The organism is Gemmatimonadales bacterium, from assembly GCA_036279355.1.
Lineage (GTDB): Bacteria > Gemmatimonadota > Gemmatimonadetes > Gemmatimonadales > GWC2-71-9 > DASQPE01.
In genome coordinates this window covers 1-21,212 of record DASUJH010000002.1, presented here as the reverse complement: position 1 = coordinate 21,212, position 21,212 = coordinate 1, and the positions used below count along the sequence as shown (strand labels likewise).

At 69.5% G+C, this 21,212-nt stretch carries 23 protein-coding genes; 7 read left to right on the top strand and 16 right to left on the bottom strand.

Annotated features, from left to right (window positions below; genetic code table 11):
* Nucleotides 1-9 precede the first annotated feature (9 nt).
* From VFW66_00145 to VFW66_00115, 7 genes are all read right to left on the bottom strand, one after another.
* The gene (locus VFW66_00145; protein ID HEX5385092.1) at nt 10-990 is read right to left on the bottom strand and encodes a pyruvate dehydrogenase complex E1 component subunit beta; all 981 of its coding nucleotides are present in this window, start codon (nt 988-990) and stop codon (nt 10-12) included.
* On the bottom strand, nt 987-2,111 hold the full coding sequence (gene pdhA, locus VFW66_00140; protein HEX5385091.1) for a pyruvate dehydrogenase (acetyl-transferring) E1 component subunit alpha: 1,125 nt from the start codon (nt 2,109-2,111) through the stop codon (nt 987-989). The genes VFW66_00145 and pdhA overlap by 4 nt, the downstream gene beginning before the upstream one ends.
* The gene (gene lipA / locus VFW66_00135) at nt 2,111-2,980 is read right to left on the bottom strand and encodes a lipoyl synthase (GenBank protein ID HEX5385090.1); all 870 of its coding nucleotides are present in this window, start codon (nt 2,978-2,980) and stop codon (nt 2,111-2,113) included. The genes pdhA and lipA overlap by 1 nt, the downstream gene beginning before the upstream one ends.
* Nucleotides 2,981-3,166: 186 nt before the next feature.
* A complete protein-coding gene (locus VFW66_00130) occupies nt 3,167-3,592 on the bottom strand; it encodes a hypothetical protein (protein ID HEX5385089.1) in 426 nt (141 codons plus the stop codon).
* A 116-nt stretch (nt 3,593-3,708) separates the two neighbouring features.
* The gene (locus VFW66_00125; protein HEX5385088.1) at nt 3,709-4,929 is read right to left on the bottom strand and encodes a hypothetical protein; all 1,221 of its coding nucleotides are present in this window, start codon (nt 4,927-4,929) and stop codon (nt 3,709-3,711) included.
* Between the two features lie 524 nt (nt 4,930-5,453).
* Complete coding sequence (locus tag VFW66_00120; protein HEX5385087.1) at nt 5,454-5,594, bottom strand: hypothetical protein; 141 nt, start codon at nt 5,592-5,594, stop codon at nt 5,454-5,456.
* Between the two features lie 10 nt (nt 5,595-5,604).
* Nucleotides 5,605-6,978, bottom strand: a complete 1,374-nt coding sequence (locus VFW66_00115) for an OFA family MFS transporter (protein HEX5385086.1) — start codon at nt 6,976-6,978, stop codon at nt 5,605-5,607.
* 370 nt (nt 6,979-7,348) lie between these two features.
* On the opposite strand from VFW66_00115, the gene VFW66_00110 reads away from it, so the two are divergent.
* The 4 genes from VFW66_00110 to VFW66_00095 all read left to right on the top strand — a co-directional run bounded on the left by VFW66_00110 (nt 7,349) and on the right by VFW66_00095 (nt 10,535).
* Nucleotides 7,349-8,020 carry a ferritin-like domain-containing protein gene (locus tag VFW66_00110; protein ID HEX5385085.1) on the top strand — a complete coding sequence of 224 codons (672 nt, stop codon included), beginning with the start codon at nt 7,349-7,351 and terminating at the stop codon, nt 8,018-8,020.
* A gap of 71 nt (nt 8,021-8,091) precedes the next feature.
* On the top strand, nt 8,092-8,895 hold the full coding sequence (locus VFW66_00105) for a ferritin-like domain-containing protein (protein ID HEX5385084.1): 804 nt from the start codon (nt 8,092-8,094) through the stop codon (nt 8,893-8,895).
* A gap of 109 nt (nt 8,896-9,004) precedes the next feature.
* Nucleotides 9,005-9,376: a cupredoxin family copper-binding protein gene (locus VFW66_00100; protein HEX5385083.1), complete on the top strand. Its 372-nt coding sequence runs from the start codon at nt 9,005-9,007 to the stop codon at nt 9,374-9,376.
* A gap of 40 nt (nt 9,377-9,416) precedes the next feature.
* Nucleotides 9,417-10,535: a cupredoxin family copper-binding protein gene (locus VFW66_00095; GenBank protein ID HEX5385082.1), complete on the top strand. Its 1,119-nt coding sequence runs from the start codon at nt 9,417-9,419 to the stop codon at nt 10,533-10,535.
* Between the two features lie 6 nt (nt 10,536-10,541).
* Here VFW66_00095 and VFW66_00090 read toward each other — a convergent pair whose 3' ends face one another.
* The 5 genes from VFW66_00090 to thiO all read right to left on the bottom strand — a co-directional run bounded on the left by VFW66_00090 (nt 10,542) and on the right by thiO (nt 15,258).
* Nucleotides 10,542-11,726 (bottom strand): TlpA disulfide reductase family protein, encoded by a 1,185-nt coding sequence (locus tag VFW66_00090; GenBank protein HEX5385081.1) that lies wholly within the window; start codon nt 11,724-11,726, stop codon nt 10,542-10,544.
* Nucleotides 11,723-12,565, bottom strand: a complete 843-nt coding sequence (locus tag VFW66_00085) for a DUF1684 domain-containing protein (GenBank protein HEX5385080.1) — start codon at nt 12,563-12,565, stop codon at nt 11,723-11,725. The genes VFW66_00090 and VFW66_00085 overlap by 4 nt, the downstream gene beginning before the upstream one ends.
* A gap of 1 nt (nt 12,566) precedes the next feature.
* Nucleotides 12,567-13,373, bottom strand: coding sequence for an anti-sigma factor (locus VFW66_00080; GenBank protein ID HEX5385079.1), 807 nt, complete (start codon nt 13,371-13,373; stop codon nt 12,567-12,569).
* Nucleotides 13,370-13,969 (bottom strand): sigma-70 family RNA polymerase sigma factor, encoded by a 600-nt coding sequence (locus tag VFW66_00075; GenBank protein ID HEX5385078.1) that lies wholly within the window; start codon nt 13,967-13,969, stop codon nt 13,370-13,372. Before VFW66_00075 ends, VFW66_00080 begins: the two co-directional genes overlap by 4 nt.
* 203 nt (nt 13,970-14,172) lie before the next feature.
* Nucleotides 14,173-15,258 carry a glycine oxidase ThiO gene (thiO, locus tag VFW66_00070; protein ID HEX5385077.1) on the bottom strand — a complete coding sequence of 362 codons (1,086 nt, stop codon included), beginning with the start codon at nt 15,256-15,258 and terminating at the stop codon, nt 14,173-14,175.
* A gap of 94 nt (nt 15,259-15,352) precedes the next feature.
* On the opposite strand from thiO, the gene VFW66_00065 reads away from it, so the two are divergent.
* Nucleotides 15,353-15,562, top strand: a complete 210-nt coding sequence (locus tag VFW66_00065) for a hypothetical protein (GenBank protein HEX5385076.1) — start codon at nt 15,353-15,355, stop codon at nt 15,560-15,562.
* Nucleotides 15,563-15,589: 27 nt separating this feature from the next.
* Here the strand turns inward: VFW66_00065 and VFW66_00060 are convergent, their stop codons facing one another.
* Entirely contained in the window at nt 15,590-16,366 is a 777-nt protein-coding gene (locus VFW66_00060) for a glycosyltransferase family 2 protein (protein HEX5385075.1), read from the bottom strand.
* Between the two features lie 60 nt (nt 16,367-16,426).
* Complete coding sequence (locus VFW66_00055) at nt 16,427-18,403, bottom strand: ATP-binding protein (protein ID HEX5385074.1); 1,977 nt, start codon at nt 18,401-18,403, stop codon at nt 16,427-16,429.
* Here VFW66_00055 and VFW66_00050 point away from each other — a divergent pair.
* On the top strand, nt 18,402-19,112 hold the full coding sequence (locus tag VFW66_00050; GenBank protein ID HEX5385073.1) for a hypothetical protein: 711 nt from the start codon (nt 18,402-18,404) through the stop codon (nt 19,110-19,112). The genes VFW66_00055 and VFW66_00050 overlap by 2 nt on opposite strands.
* Here the strand turns inward: VFW66_00050 and VFW66_00045 are convergent.
* Both VFW66_00045 and VFW66_00040 read right to left on the bottom strand, forming a co-directional pair.
* Nucleotides 19,087-19,896: a gamma-glutamyl-gamma-aminobutyrate hydrolase family protein gene (locus VFW66_00045; protein HEX5385072.1), complete on the bottom strand. Its 810-nt coding sequence runs from the start codon at nt 19,894-19,896 to the stop codon at nt 19,087-19,089. The two genes, VFW66_00050 and VFW66_00045, sit on opposite strands and share 26 nt — an antisense overlap.
* Nucleotides 19,893-20,363, bottom strand: coding sequence for a hypothetical protein (locus VFW66_00040; protein HEX5385071.1), 471 nt, complete (start codon nt 20,361-20,363; stop codon nt 19,893-19,895). The genes VFW66_00045 and VFW66_00040 overlap by 4 nt, the downstream gene beginning before the upstream one ends.
* A 260-nt stretch (nt 20,364-20,623) precedes the next feature.
* Here VFW66_00040 and VFW66_00035 point away from each other — a divergent pair, with 260 nt between their 5' ends.
* Nucleotides 20,624-21,046 (top strand): hypothetical protein, encoded by a 423-nt coding sequence (locus tag VFW66_00035; GenBank protein HEX5385070.1) that lies wholly within the window; start codon nt 20,624-20,626, stop codon nt 21,044-21,046.
* Nucleotides 21,047-21,212 lie beyond the last annotated feature (166 nt).

Here is a 21,212-nt window from a genome sequence, read left to right as displayed (position 1 = left end):
CGGCCTCGCTCAGCTCTGGTAGAGCACGTCGCGCACCGCCCCGACGACCTTCTCCGGGTCCGCCTTGGCCGCGCGCTCGAGAAACTTGTTGTACGGCATCGGGACATCCGCGCCGGTCACCCGCAACACCGGCGCGTCGAGCTGGTCGAAGGCGTCTCGCTGGACCACGTCCACCACCTGCGCGCCCACGCCCGCAAAGTGCCAGCCCTCCTCCACCACCACGCACCGGTGGGTGTGCGCGACCGACTCGAGCACCGTCGCCTCGTCGAGCGGGCGTATGGTGCGGAGGTCCACCACCTCCGCCTCGATGCCTTCGGCCGCGAGCTGCTCGGCGGCGCGCAGCGACACCGCCACACTCTTCGAGTGGCACACGATCGTGACGTCGCGCCCGGCGCGCTTTATGTCCGCCAGCCCGAGCGGGATCACCTGCTCGCCGTCCGGTACCTCGCCCTTCACGTTGTAGAGCATCTCACCTTCGATGAACACGACGGGGTCGGGATCGCGGATGGCGCTCTTCAGCAGTCCCTTGGCGTCTGCCGGGGTTGCCGGCATCACCACCTTGAGGCCGGGGATGTGCGCGTAGTACGCCTCGAACGCCTGCGAATGCTGCGCGCCGAGTTGTAGCGCGGCGCCGCCCGGGCCGCGGAACACAGCGGGCACGCCCACCTGGCCCGCGGACATGTAGCGCATCTTCGCGGCCGAGTTGACCAGTTGATCGATGGCGAGCAGCGCAAAGTTCCAGGTCATGAACTCGATCACCGGGCGGAGCCCGACCATGGCCGCGCCCACGCCGACGCCGGCAAAGCCGAGCTCGGTGATCGGCGTGTCCACCACGCGCATCGGGCCGAACTCGTCGAGCAATCCGCGGCTCACCTTGTACGCGCCCTGATAGACCCCGACCTCCTCGCCCATGAGGAAGACGTTCGGGTCACGCCGCATCTCCTCGCGGAGCGCGGCGTTGAGGGCGTCGCGGTAGGTGAGGGTGGTCACAGGCGGATAGGCGGACGGGCGGACAGGCGGTCCGTGGCTCCCTCGGACGGCGCCTCTCCCTGCGCGGAGCCGTCCGCCTGTCCGCCCGTCCGCTCGTCCGCCTCGCCGGCATACACGTCCGTGTAGAGTTCCGACCCCTCCGGCTCCGGCGCGTTCTCGGCGAACTCGTACGCGTCGGCCACCTCGGTCACGACCTCGGCGTCGAGCGCGCGGATGGCGGCCTCGTCCATGATGCCCTCGTCGATCAGGCGATGCGACCAGAGTGCGACCGGGTCGCGCTTCCGGTGCTCCTCGACTTCCTCGCGCGTGCGGTAGTGGCCGTGAATCGGGTCGGACATCGAGTGGCCCATGAAGCGGTAGGTGCGGACCTCGAGCAGCGTCGGCGCTTTTTGCGTGCGGGCTCGCTCCACCGCGCGGTCCATGGCGTTCTTCATCGTGAGCACGTCCTGGCCGTCCACCACCTCGTTGATCATGTCGTACGACGAGGCCCGCTCCGAGATGTCGTAGATAGCGCTCGCCCGCTCGAGTGCGGTACCCATGCCGTAGCGGTTGTTCTCGCAGAGATAGACGCAGGGGAGCTTCCAGAGCGCCGCCATGTTGAGCGCCTCGTGAAAGGCGCCGTTGTTCACTGCCGCCTCGCCGAAGTAACAAACCGTCACCTGGTCGGTGTCGCGGTACTTGATGGCGAACGCCATGCCCGTGGCGAGCGGGATGTGCGCGCCCACGATCGCGTGGCCGCCGAGGAAACCGCGGCCCACGTCGAACAGGTGCATCGAGCCACCCTTGCCGCGCGAGGTGCCGGGCGCCTTGCCGAAGAGCTCCGCCATGACGGCGCGCGGCGGAATCCCCCGGGCCAGCGCGTGCCCGTGCTCGCGGTAGGAGCAGACGATGTAATCGTCGGGGCGGAGCGCCGCGATGCTGCCGACGGCCACCGCTTCCTGGCCGATGTAGAGATGGCAGAACCCACCGATCTTGCCCAGACTGTACGCTTCGCCGGCCTTTTCTTCGAAGCGGCGGATGAGCAGCATCTCGCGCAGCCAGCCGCGGTACTCTTCCGCACGGGCCGCGTCGGCCTGGCGCGAGGGCGCACGTTGGTGGCGGCGGGCGGCGGTGCCCGCCATCAGCGCGCCTCCCGGACGGCGCGCGCCTGGTCCCATGCGTGGTACGACGAGCGGGTGAGCGGGCTCGCCTCGACGTGCGCGAAGCCCATGGCGAGGCCGATGCTCCTGAGCTCGGCGAACTCGTCGGGCGTGTAGTAGCGGGCGATGGGAAGGTGGCCGTCCGAGGGGCGGAGATATTGCCCCAGCGTCACGATGTCCACGTCGCTCCGGCGCAGGTCGCGCAGGCAGGTGAGGACCTCGTCCCACTCCTCGCCGAGGCCGAGAATGATGCCCGACTTGGTGAGCCCTTCCGGCACCATCCGCCTCGCCCGCGCCAGGAGCTCGAGCGCACGGTCGTAGCGGCCGCCGGGTCGGGCCAGCCGGTAGAGCCGCTCGGCCGTCTCAAGATTGTGATTCAGAATGTCGGGGCCGGCCTCCACCACGATTCGGAGCGCCTCTTCGGAGCCCTTGAAGTCGGGGATCAGCACCTCGACCGAAGTCTCGGGCAGGCGCCGCCGGATTTCCCGGACGCAGGCGGCAAAGACTTCGGCGCCGCCATTCGGCAGGTCGTCGCGATCGACCGAGGTGATCACGACGTGCTCGAGCCCCATGCGTGCCACGGCCTCGGCCAGGCGCACGGGCTCGCCCGAGTCGTACGGTGCCGGCGTCCCGTGCGCCACGGCGCAGTAGGCGCAGTTGCGGGTGCAGACGTCGCCCAGGATCATGAAGGTGGCGGCGCGATGTGCCCAACACTCGCCGACGTTGGGGCAGCGGGCCTCCTCGCACACCGTGTGGAGGCCCAGCTCGCGCATCATGGCCTTGAGCTCGGCGTACACCGGGCCCCCAGGGGCTCGTACCTTGAGCCACGATGGCTTGCGGGGTGGGGACAGCGCGCCAGCGCGGCCGACCTCCGGGCCGGCGAGCTGCACGAGCTGATTGAAACCTTGCGGCACCACTCCTCCCAGCGGAGTCAACGACACGGACCGATCCCGCTCAAACCTAGCTGGAGTCCGTGCTGCGTTTCTACTCCGGCCGGGCCTTTCCCGACGGCGAGCGATGGGACGGCGGCCCGAGTGCTAGGGCTGTCCACACGCTTGCACGATGGTTTGCACGGCCTCCTTCACCTGATCGGAAGACGGCTCGTCCACGAAGGTCGGCCCCCGGTGCGTGAAATACTCGGCGACCGTGTGCCCGTTCACGGTCAACCCCGTCTTGCCGTCCGCCCGCGGTTTGGCCTCGACTTCGATCTGGTTGAGGAGCCTTCGGAACTGCGGCTCCGGGCGACTCACCGAGTCGTTGATCTGTTGCGCCGTCACGCGATGGTCCCGCTCATCGAACGACTTGGGCTGATAGTCGAGCTTGGTGAGCGTGGAGCGCGTGCATTCGATCGCCGCGGCCGGGCCGGCGGACGGCGTCGCGGTCACCGTGGTGTAGTAGCTGTGGCCGGCGCACGCTCCGAGAAGAGCGGCAAGGGTGCCGACGGGAACGAATCGGGGGCGCATCGCTCGGGTGTCCTCGAATGCGGTGGAGGTGGCGTGGAATCTAATCTTGCGCAAAGCAGAAGGGCGGCCGCTCCATCCGGAACAGCCGCCCTCCCTGCTGCAACGCGGGTATGAATTTAGAAGAACAGCATCATGCCGAGTGAGCCCTGGTTGCCCTTGGTGGTCTTGACGCCGCCGGCATACGTGTCGATGTGCCCATACTCGGCGACCCACCGGAGCGACTTGGTCCACTTGTACGTGATCTGCCCGTCGATCAGACGTTCCTTCAGGATTTCGTTGTCATTGCCGCTGGCCGCCTTGTCCTGATCGTTCTGGCGCAGGCGGTTCTCACCGAAGCTGCCGCCGATGATCCACTTCGTGTTGGGCGGGCTGTAGGTGAGCTGGCCGATGTAGCCGAACGAAGCGCGACCCTGCTGCTTGCCACTGCCATCGGGGATGGGGCTCACGCCCTGGTTGTCAAAGTTCGCGCCGCCGACGATGCCGTCACCCTGGAGCAGGAAACCCATGCCCTTGGACCAGAAGCCCGAGCCGGTGATCGCAAAGCCGGACACGTCAAACACGATACCGGCGCCCCCGCCATACGAGGCCAGCGAGGTACCGCCGCTCGGGGCGTTCTTCATGCTCTGTACGGCGCCGTTCACGAAGATCTTGACGTTGCTGTTCTCGCCCGTCTTGCTGCCCCAGTTCGCTTCGGCCTCCACGCGCGGCAGCTCCGCGGTGGTGTAGGGGCCGACCCGGATGGGATCGAACAGACCGATGCTGATCTGGCCCGGGCGCCCCGCCGGCGACGAGTAGGTGAGCTGCGGGCGGAAGTCGGGGTACAGGTAACCGTAGCCGATGCGGCCGAGTGCGGTGCCGCGGCCCGCGCCGCCGACGCCGACGCCGAACAGGGTCATGTCGGTGAGGATGTTGCCGCGCTGATAGAGCGCGAGTTCCTTACCCATGAGGAGCTGGCCCCAGCTGCCGCCGGCGGTCAGGTACACCTCACGCATATCGATCTGGGCGCCCGCGGCGTCGGTCCCGAAGAAGCTCGCGTTGTGGCCGCCGAACTCGACCTGCGGTGCGAACCCAAAGTGGACGCCGACGTCGACGTTCCCTTCCTTGCCCTTGGCATCGAACACGGCGAATGCCGGAAGCAGGCCCGTGCCGACACCGAGGTCTTTCGCGACCGTCGGTCCGCCGCCTGCCGCTTTTGTCTGTTGGTAGATGAAGAACGCGTTCACGTTGCCGGAGAACGTGAAGTTCCAACCGTTGGTCATCTGCATCGTGAGCTGCGCGTGGGCGGTGCTCGCCAACCCCAGCACGAGCCCCAAGCAAACCAGGCCGATCCGCTTCATGGGTGCCTTTCCCTCAGAGTTGAGTTGACTGAATTCCAACAGCCAAACACGGAACTCCTGTTGGACGAACACCAGCGTACCGATACCGACGTCCTTGTCAACTGTCGTGTGCCGGACGGGACAGCGTGTGCGTCACCTCCTGGTTGACTTGGTCGCATCGGCGCGGAGCGGCACTCCGCGCGGCCCACACCTGCGCGCCGCCCGCGACGTCGTACCGCCGCACGCCGCGCTTGCCGCACGATCCTGTAGACGCCCGTTTCCAACGCGCCAACGTGGCCCAGCACAGTGTCCGCTCCGGACTGCTCTCGAGCCCGAGCGCACCGCGGGGCTTTATACCGAGCGATGAATGGCCTTACAAGATGCGCCGTCCAGGCGGCGCGTCAAGTCCTGCACTCCCGGCCCCCGGCGATTTCCGACCAAGACTGTCCCACTTACCGCCCGTCCTCCTTGGCCGGCCCGCCCGCGCCCCTGAGCCGGTCGCGTCGCACTGCCGCGCACCGGCTCGTCGCACTGCCGCGGACCGGCTACCGGAAAAGCAGCGCCGCCTTCTTGAGCGTGAGCAGCACGCCCCAGAGCAGCGGGACGACGACCACGATCCACGCCACAGTGACGCCGCCCCAGCCGCCCGCCCGCGCCCCGCCGTTGACCACGTCCCGGTCCGCCATGCCCGCCTCCTCAGTGCACCGCTTCGGCCTTGAGCTCTGCGTCGGTCATGAAGTGCCGCTCCGCCACCGGACGTACCGCCAGGTTGCAGAAGAAGCCCACAACGAGGAGCGCGGCCATGAGATACATGGTGAAATCGTAGGCGTGCGTGCCGGGGACGCCGTGGTCCCGCTGGTACTCGCGGATGTAGTTGACCAGTACCGGCCCCGCGATACCCGCGGCCGACCACGCCGTGAGCAGCCGGCCGTGGATGGCGCCGACGAACTGGGTCCCGAAGATGTCGGACAGGTAGGCGGGGACCGTCGCGAATCCGCCGCCGTACATCGAGATGATGATTACCGCCGCGATGACGAAGAGCGGCACGCTCGAGATCTTTCCGGCGTACGGCAGCAGGATATAGAGGATCGGGCCCAGCACGAAGAAGATCGCATACGTCGGCTTGCGGCCGATCCGGTCCGAGAACGAGGACCAGCCGAACCGCCCGCCCATGTTGAACAGGCTCAAAAGCCCCACGAAGCCCGCGGCGGCGTTGGCCTTCACCAGCGCCGGGAACATCTCCTGGATCATCGGCGACGCCTGCTCCAGAATGCCGATGCCGGCGGTGACGTTCAGGAAGAGCACCAACCAGAGCAGGTAGAATTGCGGTGTCTTGATCGCCTCGTCCACGTGGACGTGGTGCCGGGTGACGAGGGTTCTCCGGTCCTCAGTGGGCGGGACCCAGCCGGCGGGACGCCAGTCCATCGGCGGGACGCGGAAGAGGAGCGCGCCGCACAGCATCGCGATGAAGTAGACGATACCCAGCGTGACGAAGGTCGGTGCCACGCCGACCGATGTGGGCGAGCGGAAGTGGTCGAGCAGGATCTGGGAGAGCGGGCTCGCGATGAGCGCGCCCCCGCCGAATCCCATGATCGCCATGCCGGTGGCCATGCCGCGCCGGTCGGGAAACCACTTGATGAGGGTCGACACCGGCGTGATGTAGCCAATGCCGAGCCCGCAGCCGCCGAGCACGCCATAGCCGAGGTAGATCAGCCAGATCTGGTGGATCCGCACGCCCACCGCTGAAATGAGAAAGCCGCCGCCCCAGCAGAAGGCCGCGACCACGCCGCTCCGGCGCGGCCCCACGCGCTCGAGCCAACGGCCGAAGACCGCGGCGGAAAGCCCGAGGAAAACGATAGCGAGGGTGAAGATCCAGGCGAGCTGCGGCTGGGTCCAGTCCTCGGGCGTCGAGCTGGAGATGCCGAGCACGCGGGTGAGCGGGATCTTGAACACGCTCAACGCGTAGGCTTGGCCGATACAGAGGTGGATCATGAGGGCCGCCGGCGGAACGAGCCAGCGGTTGAACGTAGGTCCGGCGACGATCCGCTCGCGTGACAGAAGGCCCGCCATCAGGGATCTCCGGGAAGAGTGTGCCCCTGTCCGCTCGGGGCGTGCCCCAACTTATCGCGGCCCGAAGGCGAGGGCCAGAGCGTCGCGGTGATGGCGCGCACAGCGGCCGAGTGGCACGTACATACCTTGGCCGCCGGACTTCGAAGCGGCACGCGCGAGCCGCGCGCGAGTCCACGATCCCGGTGGCGACCAATCCGAACGTGCCGGCCGGTTCGTAGGTCTACGCGACCACGGGGCGGGCGGGGCACTCCCTTCTCGCAGCGCCGTGGTTTCCGCGTCCGCGGTTTCGAGCCCCGCGAGACCTTCACCGCCCGCTACGCCGCGGTACCGGCGGGAGTGCCTTCCACCTTCGAGACGAGCGATGTCCGATATGCAGCGATCCAATGGCAGTATCGAAATCATTCCCGGCGTGATGGCGATCCCGGAGGGCCGCCGCACCCGGCGCGACTTCCTGGCGATCTCAGGCGCGCTGGCCACGCTGGCCGTGGTCGGGTGCAGCGACAACAACAACGGCCCGTCGGGCACCGCGGTGGTGACCCTCCCACTTCAGAACGACACCGACATCCTCAAGTTCGCTCTCTTTCTGGAGCTGCTCGAGTCGGACTTCTACACCAAGGCCGTGGCGGGCGGCACGCTCACCGGGGGCGTGGCCACGCTCGCGACGAACGTGCGCGACCACGAGAACGCCCATGTGGCCGCCCTGCAGGCTGCCCTGGGCTCCGCGAAGTTCACCGCGGCCGACGTGGGCTTCGACTTCAAGGATTCGCTCAGCACCCAGGACAAGTTCCTCGCCACCGCCGTCACCCTGGAGCAGACCGGCGTAAGCGCCTATCTCGGCGCCCTACCGTCGATCACCGGCTGCGACCTCCGCACCACGGCCGGATCGATTTACACGATCGAAGGCCGCCACGTCGCCGCCTTCCGCGCATACGCCAACGCGCAGGGCGGCCCGGTGCCCGCGGCTTTCGAGACACCGCAGACGCCGGAGGAAGTGGTAGCCGCCGTCACCTCAACCGGTTTCGTCACCAAGGGCCTCGGATGACCCGCCCGGTCCACGACAGCGCGCGACCCCAGGCTTTCGAACCTTTAGCCGTTCTCACAGGGAGACCCACAATGTCCGACGGCGGCACCCGACATATCGTCTTCGATCCGGCGGCGCTCCAAACCGTGCACGCGCGGCGCACCTTTCTGAGCCGGCTCGCCATGGCGGCCGGCGCCACGGCGCTCTCGCCCCTCATCATGAAGGGCTATGGCATCAACGAGATGCTCGCCGCGCAGGCCGCGGCCTGCAACACGAGCGAAGACGTCAATCTCACCGATACCGACATCTTGAACTACGCGCTCACGCTCGAATACCTTGAGTCCACCTATTATCTGCGTGCGGTGGGCACGGCGTCGCTCCCGACCGGGGCTACGGTGGCTGGGATCGATCCCGACGGAAGCGGCGCCCCCGGCACCGTCCCCGGCCTCTCGACCACCACTCCGCCGGCTCCGGCCAGCTTCGACGTGGTGACGTTCGTGACCGCTGTGCGGGATCATGAGATCTCGCACGTCCTTGGTCTCCAGGCGGCGCTCTCGGCCAATGCGCTGGCCCGGAGCGGTTTCTCGTTCGACTTCAAGAATTCGTACGACAGCGCGGCGAACTTCCTCTCCACGGCTGTCGTGCTGGAAGACACCGGCGTGAGCGCCTATTTAGGTCAGGCCGGCAACATCGACGACACCGCCATTCTGGCGACGGCCGGCTCGATCCTCGGGGTCGAGGCCGAGCACGCCTCGACGTTCCGGCTGCTCACGAGCCAGACGGTGACGCCGGACAATGCCGCCTTCGACACGCCGATGTCCTCGGCGGAGGTGCTCGCGGCCGTGCAGGCGACCGGTTTCATCACCGCCGCCCCACAGCTGCCGTTCCCGAAGTAGGGCCGTCGAGCAGGATCGCCGTCCGGTAACCCGCCGCGTGAGTGGCGGGCCTCCGGGCGCAGCACGAACCTCCCGGACGCGGCCGGTACACCGCGACTACGAGGAATCCATGCGGCTCATCACCCGCGGATGCATCGTCTTGGCATTGGCCGCCGGCGCGCTCACCGGATGCTTCAGCGATCGCCCGGAGCCGTCCGGGCCCAGCAATAACCCGCCGCCCGTCTCGGGCTCCGCCAGCCTCACGATCGACAACTTCGCCTTCGTGCCGCCGCGGATTACGGTCACAGTGGGCACGACGCTGACCTGGACCAACCGGGATGCCACCTTGCACACCGTCTCGTCCACCGACGGCAGCACCTTCGACTCGGGGGCGTTCAACCAGGGGCAGACGTTTCAGTTCGTCGCCAGCACGCCCGGCACATACGCATACTTCTGCCGCATCCATCCGTTCATGAAGGGAACGGTGACCGTCACGCCCTGACGTGCCGGCCACGCCAACCCACGCCTCGCTGCGAGGAGCCATGGAGGACGCTGATCGAAATCGAGGGGCGGCCGCGCGTGCGGCGGCCGGGACGTTTCTCCTCGCGGCACTGCTGGCCGGCATGCCCGGAGGGGCCGCCGCGCAGGGCGTGGTCGACCGAACGCCCGACGTCGACGACGGGTGGACCGTGCGCCCCGGCGTGATCCAGTTCAACTTCCTCCACCGCTTCCAGGTGAGCAAACCGCCGGCCCGCAAGGTCACCAGCTTCCCGAATTTTCGTCTCGCCACCGGGCTCCCGCTCGAGGTGAACGCGGCCGTCGACTACTCGACCAATTCGACCGTATTCAGCGGGATTCCGAACGAGTATCAGGTGAGCTTGCGGCGCCATATTGTGCGGCAGGGCAACGGCTCCCCGTTCGACGCCACGCTCACGGCGGCCTACAACTTTGCCCCCCAGAGCGTGGACGGCGAGCTGGTCCTCGCCCGCCGGCTCGGGCGGGTGCGCCTTCTCGGCACCGTGCGCGGGATCTCCTCAGGGTACGACGTGCAGCGCTCGCTCTGGGGACTGGGTGGCGGTGCGGTCGTGCGGCTCACGGATTGGCTGAGCCTCGCAGGCGACGCCTTCGATCTCGTCAACGTGAATGACGCGGCCGTCGCGATGCCGGCCTGGGGCGTCGGCGCACAGATCCGCATCCCATACACTCCGCACACGCTCTCGATCCAGGTGACCAACACCCACAGTGCCACGATCGAGGGCTCATCCCAGGGCATCAGGGACGAGGCCATGCTCGGCTTCGAGTTCACCATCCCGTTCACGCTCTCGCGCTACTTCGGCAAACGGGCCCACCCGGCGGCCGATACCACGCGCACCGCCGCCGACACCGCCGCCGCGCCCGTCACCGGCAGCGCCGCCGTGAAGATCGCGAACTACGCCTTCGGAACGGGGGAGATTCACGTCCGGCCCGGCACCAGAGTGCGCTGGGCCAACAGCGACCCGCTGGAGCATTCGGTCACGGCGGACGACGGATCGTTCGACTCGGGGCTGATCGCGCCGGGACACAGCTACGAGCACGTCTTCAGCACGCCGGGCACGTACGCCTATCACTGCACGCCGCACCCGTTCATGCACGGCAAGGTGGTGGTCGAGGGGGCGCCGTAGCGCGCTTCAGCCTTCGGCCAGCAACCGCTCGATTTCCGCCTCGAATTCCCGCACCTGGCGCTCGTACTGGGCGCCGGTTGCGGGCCCGTAGAACCCCGCATGCACCCGCCGCACCCGTCCCTCGCGTCCGAGAAAAATCGTGGTGGGAAACGCCGTGAAGCCGCGCAATTGCGGCAAGGTCGCGGCTGCGGCGTCGGCATCGCTCACGCCGGCGAGGAGCAGCGGATACTGGATGCCGTACTTCTCGCGGTAGCGGCGCACCTGGCGGGCGTCGGTGGCGCTGTCGCCCGTCACCTCGTAGGCGAATCCGACGACCTCGAGCCCGCGCGCGTGGTACTTCCGCCAGAGCCGCACCAGGGTGGGCGCTTCGGCGTGGCAGGTGGGACACCAGGTCCCGAAGATGTCGACCAGCACGACCTTGCCCCGGAACCGCGGATCGGTGTTCCGGACCACGTGGCCCGCGAGATCGGGAAAGGCAAAGCGGAACGGCCCGCTGGTATCGGCGCGCGTGACCTCGGTGGGCGGCGTGAGCGGGCTCTTGCCGTCGTCGCGCACGGCCTTCCACGGCGTCTGGGTGCGGAGCCCCGCGTGAAACACGCCGCGGAGGGTGTCGCCGTCGAGCCGGCCGGTGAGCAGGTAGACGAACGACCCGTCGAAGTGGGCGAGCGCAAAGCTGTCGCCCTTCACCCGGCCCGAGAAGTGGCCATAGTCGCCGCTGTTCGAGATGATCGTGCCTTCGAGGCCGGCCGGGCCGTTGCGGAACTCGAACACCCGCGGACTCACCTGCCAGTCCTGGAACAGCTCGGCATCCCAGCGGCCGAGCAGCGCCGTGGGCGCGCGCTCGACGGGCCAGGTGCCGCGCGCGGCATGAAACGGAATCACGCGCGGGCCGCGGTTGCCGACGTTGCGGTACTCGCCGGCGAGCGAGTCGCCGCGGAATTCGGCGTGGATGGCAGCCGCGTAGTCGGCCATCTCGAGCACGACGCTGTCGCCCGCGACGCGCACATCCGAGAGCGGCTCGCACGCGTTGCCGTTGCAGAGCGTGCCCCGCCACGTGCTACCGGCGCGCGTGATCGAAAGGCCGAACGGGAGCCGCCCGCCCGCGAGCTCGAGCGCCGCGCGCCAACTGCCGGCCGGCCCGGGCCCCGCGCCCGAGAGCGCGAGCCCGGCCGCCACCAACGCAAGAATCATTGGGATGCGGCGTGCGATGCTGGCGGCGCGGCGCTAACGTATCGCTCGCCCGCACGGACCGTGAGCGGCAACCCATTGCCGCGCCACGGCGCGGGGCAGGCGTACACCGAGTTGTAGGCGCAGAAGGGATTGCGGGCGCGATTGAAATCGAGGAGGTACCGGCCACCGCTGAGCGGCAGCAGGCTTACGAACCGGCCGGCCGGGTAGCTGCCGCGGCTGTTCGTGCGGTCCTGAAAGTAGATCTCGAGGTCGCTCTCGTCCGGGTTGGCGCCGGGCAGACGGCGCACCGTGAGCCATGTCGTGGTGCCGCCCCGCTGGACTGCGACGGTGCCCGCTTCCGTTGCGTCGACCTCGGTGCCATCCACGGCGAGCACCAGCACGGTTCCGGGCATCGGAGGCGGCTCGAGCACGACGGTGAGGGCGAAGGTCGGGTCGTCGGGAAAGTACTGCGGCGGCGTCACGTGGCTTGGCTTGGAGAACACGGTGAGCACGGTGCGGCCGGGCTCTCCGCTTGCCACCAGCGTGTAGCGCCCGAGCGGCGAGGGCCGCAATCTCGGCAGCGCCCACTCGCTCCCGGCGCTCCGCACCACGAGCTGGCCGTCATTCTCGCTCACGCTGTGACGCGACACCCCGGCGAGCGGCACATCGGTGCCGGCAGGCCCGAGCGTGATGCCCGGACCTACCGGAAGCTGCGCGACCGCCCCGAAGGGTGAGGTGGGTGCGGTCGTGAGCCACCGAACATACGCGGCGCGCTCGGCGGAGACGCTCTGGGCTCCGAGCGCCGGCGCTACGGCGCAGGCAAGCGCAAGCACGAAGCAGCCAAATCGCGCGCCGTACATGCTACGACTCCGGCAATGTGCCCACCAGCAGGATCGGCGAGGTCGGCTGCTGCGAGCCGCCCGCCGGCTCCTCGGTGACCGCGGCGGCGCTGATCTTGCCCTCGGCCGGCACGCTGACCTCGGGCACCGTGGCGCTGCCCCCGGCCTCGACGTCGAACGTGGCTGACGGCACCGGCTTGCCGTCGCGGATGAACCAGAGCTGATAGGTGCGTCCTTGCGGCGTCGGCCGCAGGTTGGCCGCGTGGAGCACGGCCAGGTTTCGGTTGCGGTCCCAGAACAACTGGATGCGCGGTTCGGGGTTGCCGCTCTGGGTAAGCTGTACCAGCTCGACGCCCGGCGCGAAGATCGACGACAGCGTGCGCTCGAGCTGGAGCATTCGCTGCTGCTGCCGGCCGACCGTGGCGCGCTCGTCACTCAGCGCGCGGCCCCGGGCAGCGAGCTCGTGCGAGAGAGTCCGCGCCCGGAAGCCGAGCCCGATGGCCGCGATGAGCGACGCGGCGAGCGCGCCCCAGACGAGTGGCGCGACGCGGCGCGTGCGCCGGGCCGGCTCGTCCGGCGTCGGCGCGAAGGGCCGCACCGTGGGAGCCCCAATCGCGTCGAGCACCCGCTGCTTGAGCTCCCTTGCCGGTGCCCTCTCGTCGGGGAGCGCCAACAGCGCCGCCGTCTCCCGGAACTCCGCCACCTCCTGCTGCGCCGCTGCCGACGTGGCGAGGAAGGCCTCGAACGCCCGCGCCTCATCGGGCGGGAGCGCGCCCAATGCGTAGGCGGCGGAGAGCTCGCGCGGGTCGGCGTGCTCGGGGCTCGTCATGCGTCGGACTCGAAGAAGAACGGGCGCAGCGCATCGCGCAGCTTCTGCATGCCGAGGCGCACGCGGGTCTTCACCGTGCCGAGCGGCTCGTTGAGCCGCTCGGCGATCTCGGACTGCGAGAGGCCCTCGAAGTAGGCCAGCTCGATGGCTTGGCGCTGCGGCGGGCTCAACCCCGCAACGGCCTCGCGCACGCGGGTGCTGCGCTCGCCGAGGTCGGTATGGGCGGCGGGGTCGGGGCGCCAATCGCTCATGCCGGGCCCTGCGTCCGGGTTGTCGGCCGCGGCGCTCGCCGTCACCCGGTCGCGCCGCGCGCGGGCGCGAACGAGATCGAGCGCGCGGCTCCGGGCGATCATGGGGAGCCACGCAGCCACCGATCCGCGGCCCGGCTCGAAGCACGCCGCCTCGCGCCACGCCTGCGCGAAGGTCTCGATCACGACCTCCTCGGCATCCGCCCGCTGGCTCACGATCCGGTAGGCCACCGTGTACAGCACGGTGCCATAGCGATCATAGAGTCGGGCGATCCCGCGCTCGTCTCCAGACGCCGCCTGCGCGACCAGATCGTGATCTGGAGGCGCCGAGGGGTCGGCGCTACGCATCGGCCATGATTCGAGGGTGCTCCTCGGCGGCGGAGAGATCCACGCGCATGCGCTCAGGAGACTATATCCCGAACCGAAAGTTCTGCAAGCCGGGAGCACGCAGGACCCGTGGTGTGAGGTGATGCAACCGTCGCTCAGTGCCTCACATACGCTGGCCGCGAGGACGCCGGATGCATGCCAGTCACGCTCGCGCTCCGCGCCGGCTACGCGCTCCAGAAGCGATCCGGCCGGAGCGCGCTCAGGTCTTCGGTGGGGGTCTGCCCGCACATGAGAAGGCGGAGCATCAGCGCAGTGATGCCGGCGAGCAGGATGCCGTTTCTGCCGTGGCCGGTCGCGTACCAGAGGCCTTCGACTCGCGGCTCGGCGCCCAGGAGCGGAAGCCCATCGGGCGTCATGGGGCGGAGTCCGGCCCAGGTGCGCCGCACGTCGAGGCCGGCGAGCGGGGGGCACAGCGTGCCCGCGGCAGCGAGGATCCGGCTCAGGCCCTCGGAGGTGACCGAAGGATCGAAACCGGCGTACTCCAGGGTGGAGCCGCAGATCGCCTCGCCATCTCGCGCGAGCACGTAGCAGTCTTTGCCGTAGAAGATGCCCGGCGTGAGCTCGGGTGGCCACTGGAGCGCGGCCATCTGCCCTCGGCCCGGCGCGACGCAGGCGGGGCGTGCCGCGCCCACAACCCCACCGGTCCACGCGCCGGCCGCGAGCACGACGGCGCCGGCCGGATATCGACTGTGCCGGCCCACGATGCCCACCACGCGGTCGCCCCTGCGCTCGAGTCGCACCGCTTCGTCGCAGGTGAGGCGAGCGCCTGCGGCCGCCGCGTCGGCGCGGAGCGCCTCGACCAGCCGCACGGGATCGATCGCGCCTTCGTGCGGCGCCCAGAGCGCGCCCAAGCAGGTGCCGAGCGCCGGCCAACGCCCGCGAACCTCGCCGGGCTCGAGCCAGTCGCAGACCAGTCCCTGCTGCCGCTGCCAGGCGACCTTCGCCCTGAGGCGCGCCACGTCGGCTTCGTCCATCGCGAGGTTCGCGATGCCCTCCCGCCTGAGCCCCACATCGATGCCGGTGCTGGCCCGAAGCTCGTCGGCGAGGGGGCCGTAGCGCTCGCGCGCGGCGAGGCCCAGCTCGAGCAAAGCGTGGCCCTCCCCGGCCTCGATCTGCGGGGCCAACATGCCGGCCGCGGCGCGCCACGCCTGTCCGCGCTCGCCATCGGGATCGAGCACGATGACGCGCCACCCGGCACGGGCAAGCTCCCGGGCGCAGGCGGCGCCGATGGCGCCTCCGCCAACCACCACAACATCAGGGCTGTCAGCCAATTAGATTCCTACGAAACTTTTTGAAACGTCCAGGCGTATTGCACGCCGACGCGCCTCTCGGGAGGAACATACCATGCTGCGTTCGTTGATCGGGTTCGCCCTCTTCGCCATTCTGGCTCTGGTCGCCCTGCACCTTGCATTCGGGCTCTTCTTCGGCCTGCTCGGACTCCTGCTCGTGGTGGCCAAGTTCGCGCTCATCGGGTTCATCATCTACCTGGTGCTCAAGGTCGTGAGCCCGGGTACCGCGGACCGGGTGCGGGAGATGGTAACGGGCAAACCCTGACCGAATGCGGCTTGGAGCAGCGCGAAACTATGCGGCCCCGGCTTCATGCGGGGCCGCTCGCACGACTGGCGGCAGGTCACGTCGCGCCGCGAGCTGGCGGCGAGCGCGCCAGAGGGCGCGCAGCGTCTGCCAGGGGTCAACCCGGCTCGGGCGCCGGCGCAGGTCGTGGCGCTCCACGGTGGCGACAGTATCGACTCGCCTGGCGTGCCGCGCCGCGCGCGCGATCAGCTCGGCATTGGCGGTCCAGCCATCCGTGGCGAGGAGGGATCCATCCTGACTTCGGAGCGCATTCTTGAGGGTGACGAGCCGGAACGCGAGGTAGCCGGATACGACATCGGCTACACCCGGCACCCGCACCTTGCCGCGGAGCAGCATGGGAGCCCACCGGCGCAACAGCCGGCGTTGGCGCGATTCCTCTCCCTCCAGCACCGACTGCGCTACCACGACGTCGGCCCCGCTTTCGAGCCGCTTCACCAGCTCCGGCAGGAACGCAGGCCCGTGGGCGAAGTCGGCATGCATGAGGATCGCGGCGTCGCGCTTGGGGCGGTCGGTCCGGTCCACGGCAAGGCGGAGCAACTCTTCGACGGTTGCCGCGTAGCCCAGGCGGCGCGGATGGCGCACGATGGTGAGCGGGAGCACGCGAGCGTACGGCTCCAGCGCTTCCAGGGTCGCATCGGATGAGCCGTCGTCGGCAACGAGCAACTGGTATTCCCGCGGGAAGCCCGCGAAGACCTGGCGAATCTTCCAGAGCAGAAGGCCGACGGTCGGCGCTTCGTTGTAGCTCGGTACGCAAACGTAGATCACGGGCGCACGATACCACGGCGCCGCCGCAGGGAACAAGGCACCGGCGCCGGCATGCGACGCTCAGCCATCCCGGACCACGCGCGCGAGCAGGGTTCGAAGCTCCGCCAGACTGAACGGCTTGTGGAGATACGGCCGGCCGAGCGACTCGAGGAACGCGAGGGTGTCACCGCGCACCGTATCGCCGGTGCTGAAGACGAGCCGCTCGGCGCGAGCGGGGTTCATCCGCTGGAGCGCCTGGTAGAACTCCCGCCCCCCGAGCCGCGGCATGCGCAGGTCGGTGATCACGAGATCGAACGGCTCGCGGGCGGCGCGGGTCAGGGCGTCGTCACCGTCGGCGGCGACCTCGACGGCGTGGCCCCACGCCTCGAGCGTGGCCTGCATGTAGTGGAGGATGTGCGGTTCATCGTCCACCACGAGGACGCGGAGCCGCACCGCCGGACGCCCCGGATCAAGCTCGGGCTCGGGAGGCGGCGCCGCGGTGCCCGCGGGGAGCTGCATGGTGAACGTCGAGCCGCGCCCCTCCTCGGTGAGCAGCGTGATCCGTCCCCCGTGCTCTTTCACGATGCCCTGCGAAATCGAGAGGCCGAGGCCGGTGCCATGGCCCTCGGACTTGGTGGTGAAGAATGGATCGAAGGCGCGCGCCGCGAGCTGCTCGGACATGCCGGGGCCGTCATCGATCACATGGATCGCAACGCCATTCATCCAGGGGCGCGCGCGCACGGTGATCGTGCCGGGCCGGCCGCTTGCGGCGATCGCCTGGGCGGCGTTCGTGATGAGATTGACGAGCACCTGCTGGATCTGGTTGGCGTCGATGTCGGGCGTCGGGAGATCGGGCTCGACTTCGACGCTCGCCTCGACCCGCGACGCCATCAGCTCGTTCCGGAGCAGGGCGATGGTGGCGTCGACGAGCGGCTTCACGGGCGTGGGCCGCCGCTGCCGATCCTGCTTCCGGGCGAAGCCGAGCAGGTTTTTCACGATGCCTGAGGCGCGGTCGGCCTCCTGGTGGATCACCGTGAGCGGCTCGCGCAAGTGCGATGGGACGCTCGGCATCTCGGAGAGGAACTCGGCAAACCCGATCACGGACGCGAGCGGATTGTTGAGGTCGTGCGCGATGCCCGCGATGAGCTGTCCGATGGCCGACATCTTTTCCGACTGCACCAGTTGATCCTGCAGCCGGTGGCGCTCGGTCTGATCGTCGAAGAGCAGCACGGTCGCCGGACGCTCACCTGCGAGCGGGACAGCCGTGGCGGCGAAACACCGCTCGCGTGTCCTCAGCTCGAGCTCGCGATCCTGAGGGGCGCGATCGAGGAGTTGCTCCAGCTCGGGCACCCACTCGGGCGGCACGAAGGCGCGCCACGGGCGCCCGATCAGCGAGGCAAGCGGCGAGTTGACAAGGGTCGCAAAGGCACGGTTGGCACGGCGTATGCTGCCCAGACGATCCACAATACACAACGCCGGCGCAATCGCATCCACGACCTCCTGCCACGAGCGGCGGCCTTCGTCGTGAACGTCGACCAGCCGGGCACTTTCCAACGCGATGCTCGCCTGTGCGGCAAGTCCCTCGGCAAAAGCGAGGGCGGCCGGCCCGAATCGCTCGGCCGCGCCCCGGATCACGATTGCGCCCACGGCTCGGCCGCGGGTCGTGAGCGGAACCAGCAGCCACGCGCCGTCGCTTTCGGGCACGGGGCCGAGTCCGGCTTCGCGGAGGAGCTCGGCCAGACCGTCGGCGACCCGGAGCGGACCGCGGCGAACCGCCAGCTCCACGAGAGGGGTCCGGTCGGGCAAGCCTGCGGGCCAGGCGTGCATCGAGAGCGGCGACCCGGGGTGACCGGCCCGGTCGATGGTAAGGTGGCCCACAGCGCACTCGACCGGATGCAAGGCATCCTGGACATGGCGGATCAAGAGGTCGAAGACCGACGCGCGACGCAGCGTGCCGGCGAGCTCGCGGCCGAAGGCGGCGAGCCGCGCGAGCAGCGCCACCGCATCACCGGCGCCGAGGGCCGACTCTGAGAGATCAACTGGAGGAGGGTAGACCATGATCCGTGCCGATACGCGGAGCCGTCTGACCGCGGGTGACATGCGGCTCGTGATTCTGCTCTTGAGCCGCGGCTCGGCCCACCAGCGGGCGGCGCTGGACCGGCGGCTCGCCACGGAGGGACCCGACCCGCTGCTCGACGCGCCTGATCTGCTCGAACGGCTGCTCGCGGTGCGGACGGTGCTCGTGCCCTCGGAGGCGCTCTTCTTCTACGTCCTCGTCCGCCAGACGCTGCTGCGCGCGGCCATCGACGACCGCGACCTCACGGACTATCTGGCGGCGATGCTGCTCGACTTCGGTCGGCGTGATCGCGCGTGGCGAGTGGACTGGAACGATGACCAGCGGCACCGCTACCTGGTGGATATCCTCGCCGACCTCGACGCCAGTGATGGCGAGCGCCGCTTCAAGGTGATGGTCCATCTCGGCAATTACGCGCTCTGGCTGGCCGGCCTGTTTCCCGATTATATCGCCGCGCGCCATCTGCGGAAAGGCGGACCCGACGTGAGCTACTACGACATGCTCGGGCGCCGCGGGTTCGAGCTCGCCTCCGACCACGCCCTCGCCGACCGCTACGGCCTCGACGGCGTGTTGCGCGTAGCAGCCGAGCGGTTTCCGTCGCTTCGCGGCGCGCTGAACGGGATGAGCGACCGGATCCTCTTTCCCAATGTTTTCACCCCCGACAAGGTCATCCGCCGGCTTGGCGCAAATTGAGCGGCGCGACCCCGGCGCGCGTGTGACGTGCCGCCTCGGCCACGAGGCTGCGGAACATTCCATGGTCGGGCGCCGAAGCGTGGGCGTGCATCTCTTCGGGATGCCACTGCACGGCAAGAAGCCAAGGCTCATCCGCGCTCTCGACGGCCTCGACGATTCCATCGTCGGACCAGCCGGTCGCAACGAGCCCGGGCGCCAGATAGCGCACCGCCTGGTGGTGCAGGGAATTCACCTCGAGCCGCTCGGTACCGAGCGCGCGCGCCGCTCTGCTTCCTGCGGCCAGCCGTACGGCGTGGATGCGCGCATCGCGCGGCGCGGGCGGCGTGCGGGAGGCACCGTCGTGTGCGACGGGGCCAGGACGCTCGGTCGGCAAGTCCTGCCAGAGCGTGCCGCCGAGCGCAACGTTGACGAGCTGGATGCCGCGGCAGATGCCGAGGATCGGCAAGCGGCGCGCGTGCGCGGCGGCAAAGAGCGCGAGCTCGAAGCGGTCGCGCTCCGCGTCCACGGTCTCAAGGTGGGGCGACGCGGCGGCGCGGTAATACGACGGATCGATGTCCTCGCCCCCGGTGAGGAGCAGGCCGTCGCAACCCTCGAGCGCGGCCCCCGCATGCGCTGCCCCGATGATCTGGGAGAGGATGAGTGGGACGCCGCCCGCGCCGGCCACGGCACGCGCGTACGCCGCATTCACGCCGGTCCGATCGGCGTTGAGCCAGTGGCGGAGCACGCCGCTCACGCCGATGCGCGGCGGCGCTTCGCATGGGTCGAGGGCCAGCGCGCCGGTCACCGCAGGACCGAATCGGGGAAGAACGGGCAGTGCGGGTCTTCGATCTTTGCGGGGTCCAGCTGGATGCCGACGAGTGGCACCATCTTGTCGCCGATCGACACTTGGCCGATCCGGGGGGCTCCCTCGACGGGCGGTCCCTCGTAGAGCATCACGCCGCGTGCGCTGCCGCTCTCGTCCAGCACGAGGGCGCCGAACCCCGGATGAGCATCGGCTGGCAGCGGGCCCTCCACACCGACGATCCAGAGCGAGTCGGAGCGGCCCACGATGCCGCGGTAGGCCGGACCCGCAACGAGGCGCACGACGAGCCGCTCGGGGAGGTGCGATGGCGGCACACCGAGGGTCTGCCGGGGGACCGAGAATTGGCTCAGCAGCGACGTGGGGCCGGCGAGCGCGGCGATGCCGCACGATGCCTCCCCACCGTTGCGCTCGCCGCCGCATCCGGCGACGAGCAGGGTGGCGGCAAGCATAGGGACCACGCGCGAGGGTCGGGGCCGCATGCCCAAGGATAATGCCGGGCGGGAGCTCGGCCCAAGCGGCGCGCCGCGGCCGGGTTGCGGCTCGCTTGACGGTCGGCGGTGCGGCGCCTTAATTCTTCGGCGTCCCTCCGATCTCCTCTTCCGGCCGCCGCGCGCCGGCCGTAACATGGCTTGCGCGGACGGCCGGCCACCACCCGGCAGATGGTGCAGTTCCCAAGGTAGCCGAAGCTCAGGAAAGGAGCGTCCGGCGGGTGTTGGATGGCCTGCGAAGGCGGCTCGCCCGCCTGGGTGACGACGCAGTGGCGACCGAGCGGGAGCTGGCGGCCGAGCGGGCCCGCCTGGAGGAAACCGAGCGGCGGGGCCGGCTCGCGGCTGCCATCGGAGACTCCGAGACCATCGCCATCGCCGAGCGGTTCGCGGCGCGCTATCGCGAGCGCATCGGGCTGCTGGAGCGAAAGGTGGCGGTGCAGCGCGATGAGCTGTCGCTCATGGCGCGGGAGCTGGCGGAGGCGCGCGCCGCGGCCCCCGACGAGGGCCGCCGCACCGATGCCCGCCGCGCCGCCACCGAGCATGACGAGGCCGATCGCGCCCACTTCGAGTTCGACCGCCGCCGGTTGGAGCAGGCGGTAGAGCAGCAGCTCGCCCACCTCAAGCGAAAGCTCGGGAAGGAATAGATGGCCACGATCACCGCCGAACCGGTCGCCCAGCCGTCCGCCGTGCCGGAGGACCGCCGCTTCTTCGGGCACCCGCGCGGCCTCGCCACGCTCTTCTTCACCGAGCTCTGGGAACGCTTCAGCTACTACGGGATGCGGGCGCTCCTCATCCTGTTCATGACCGCGG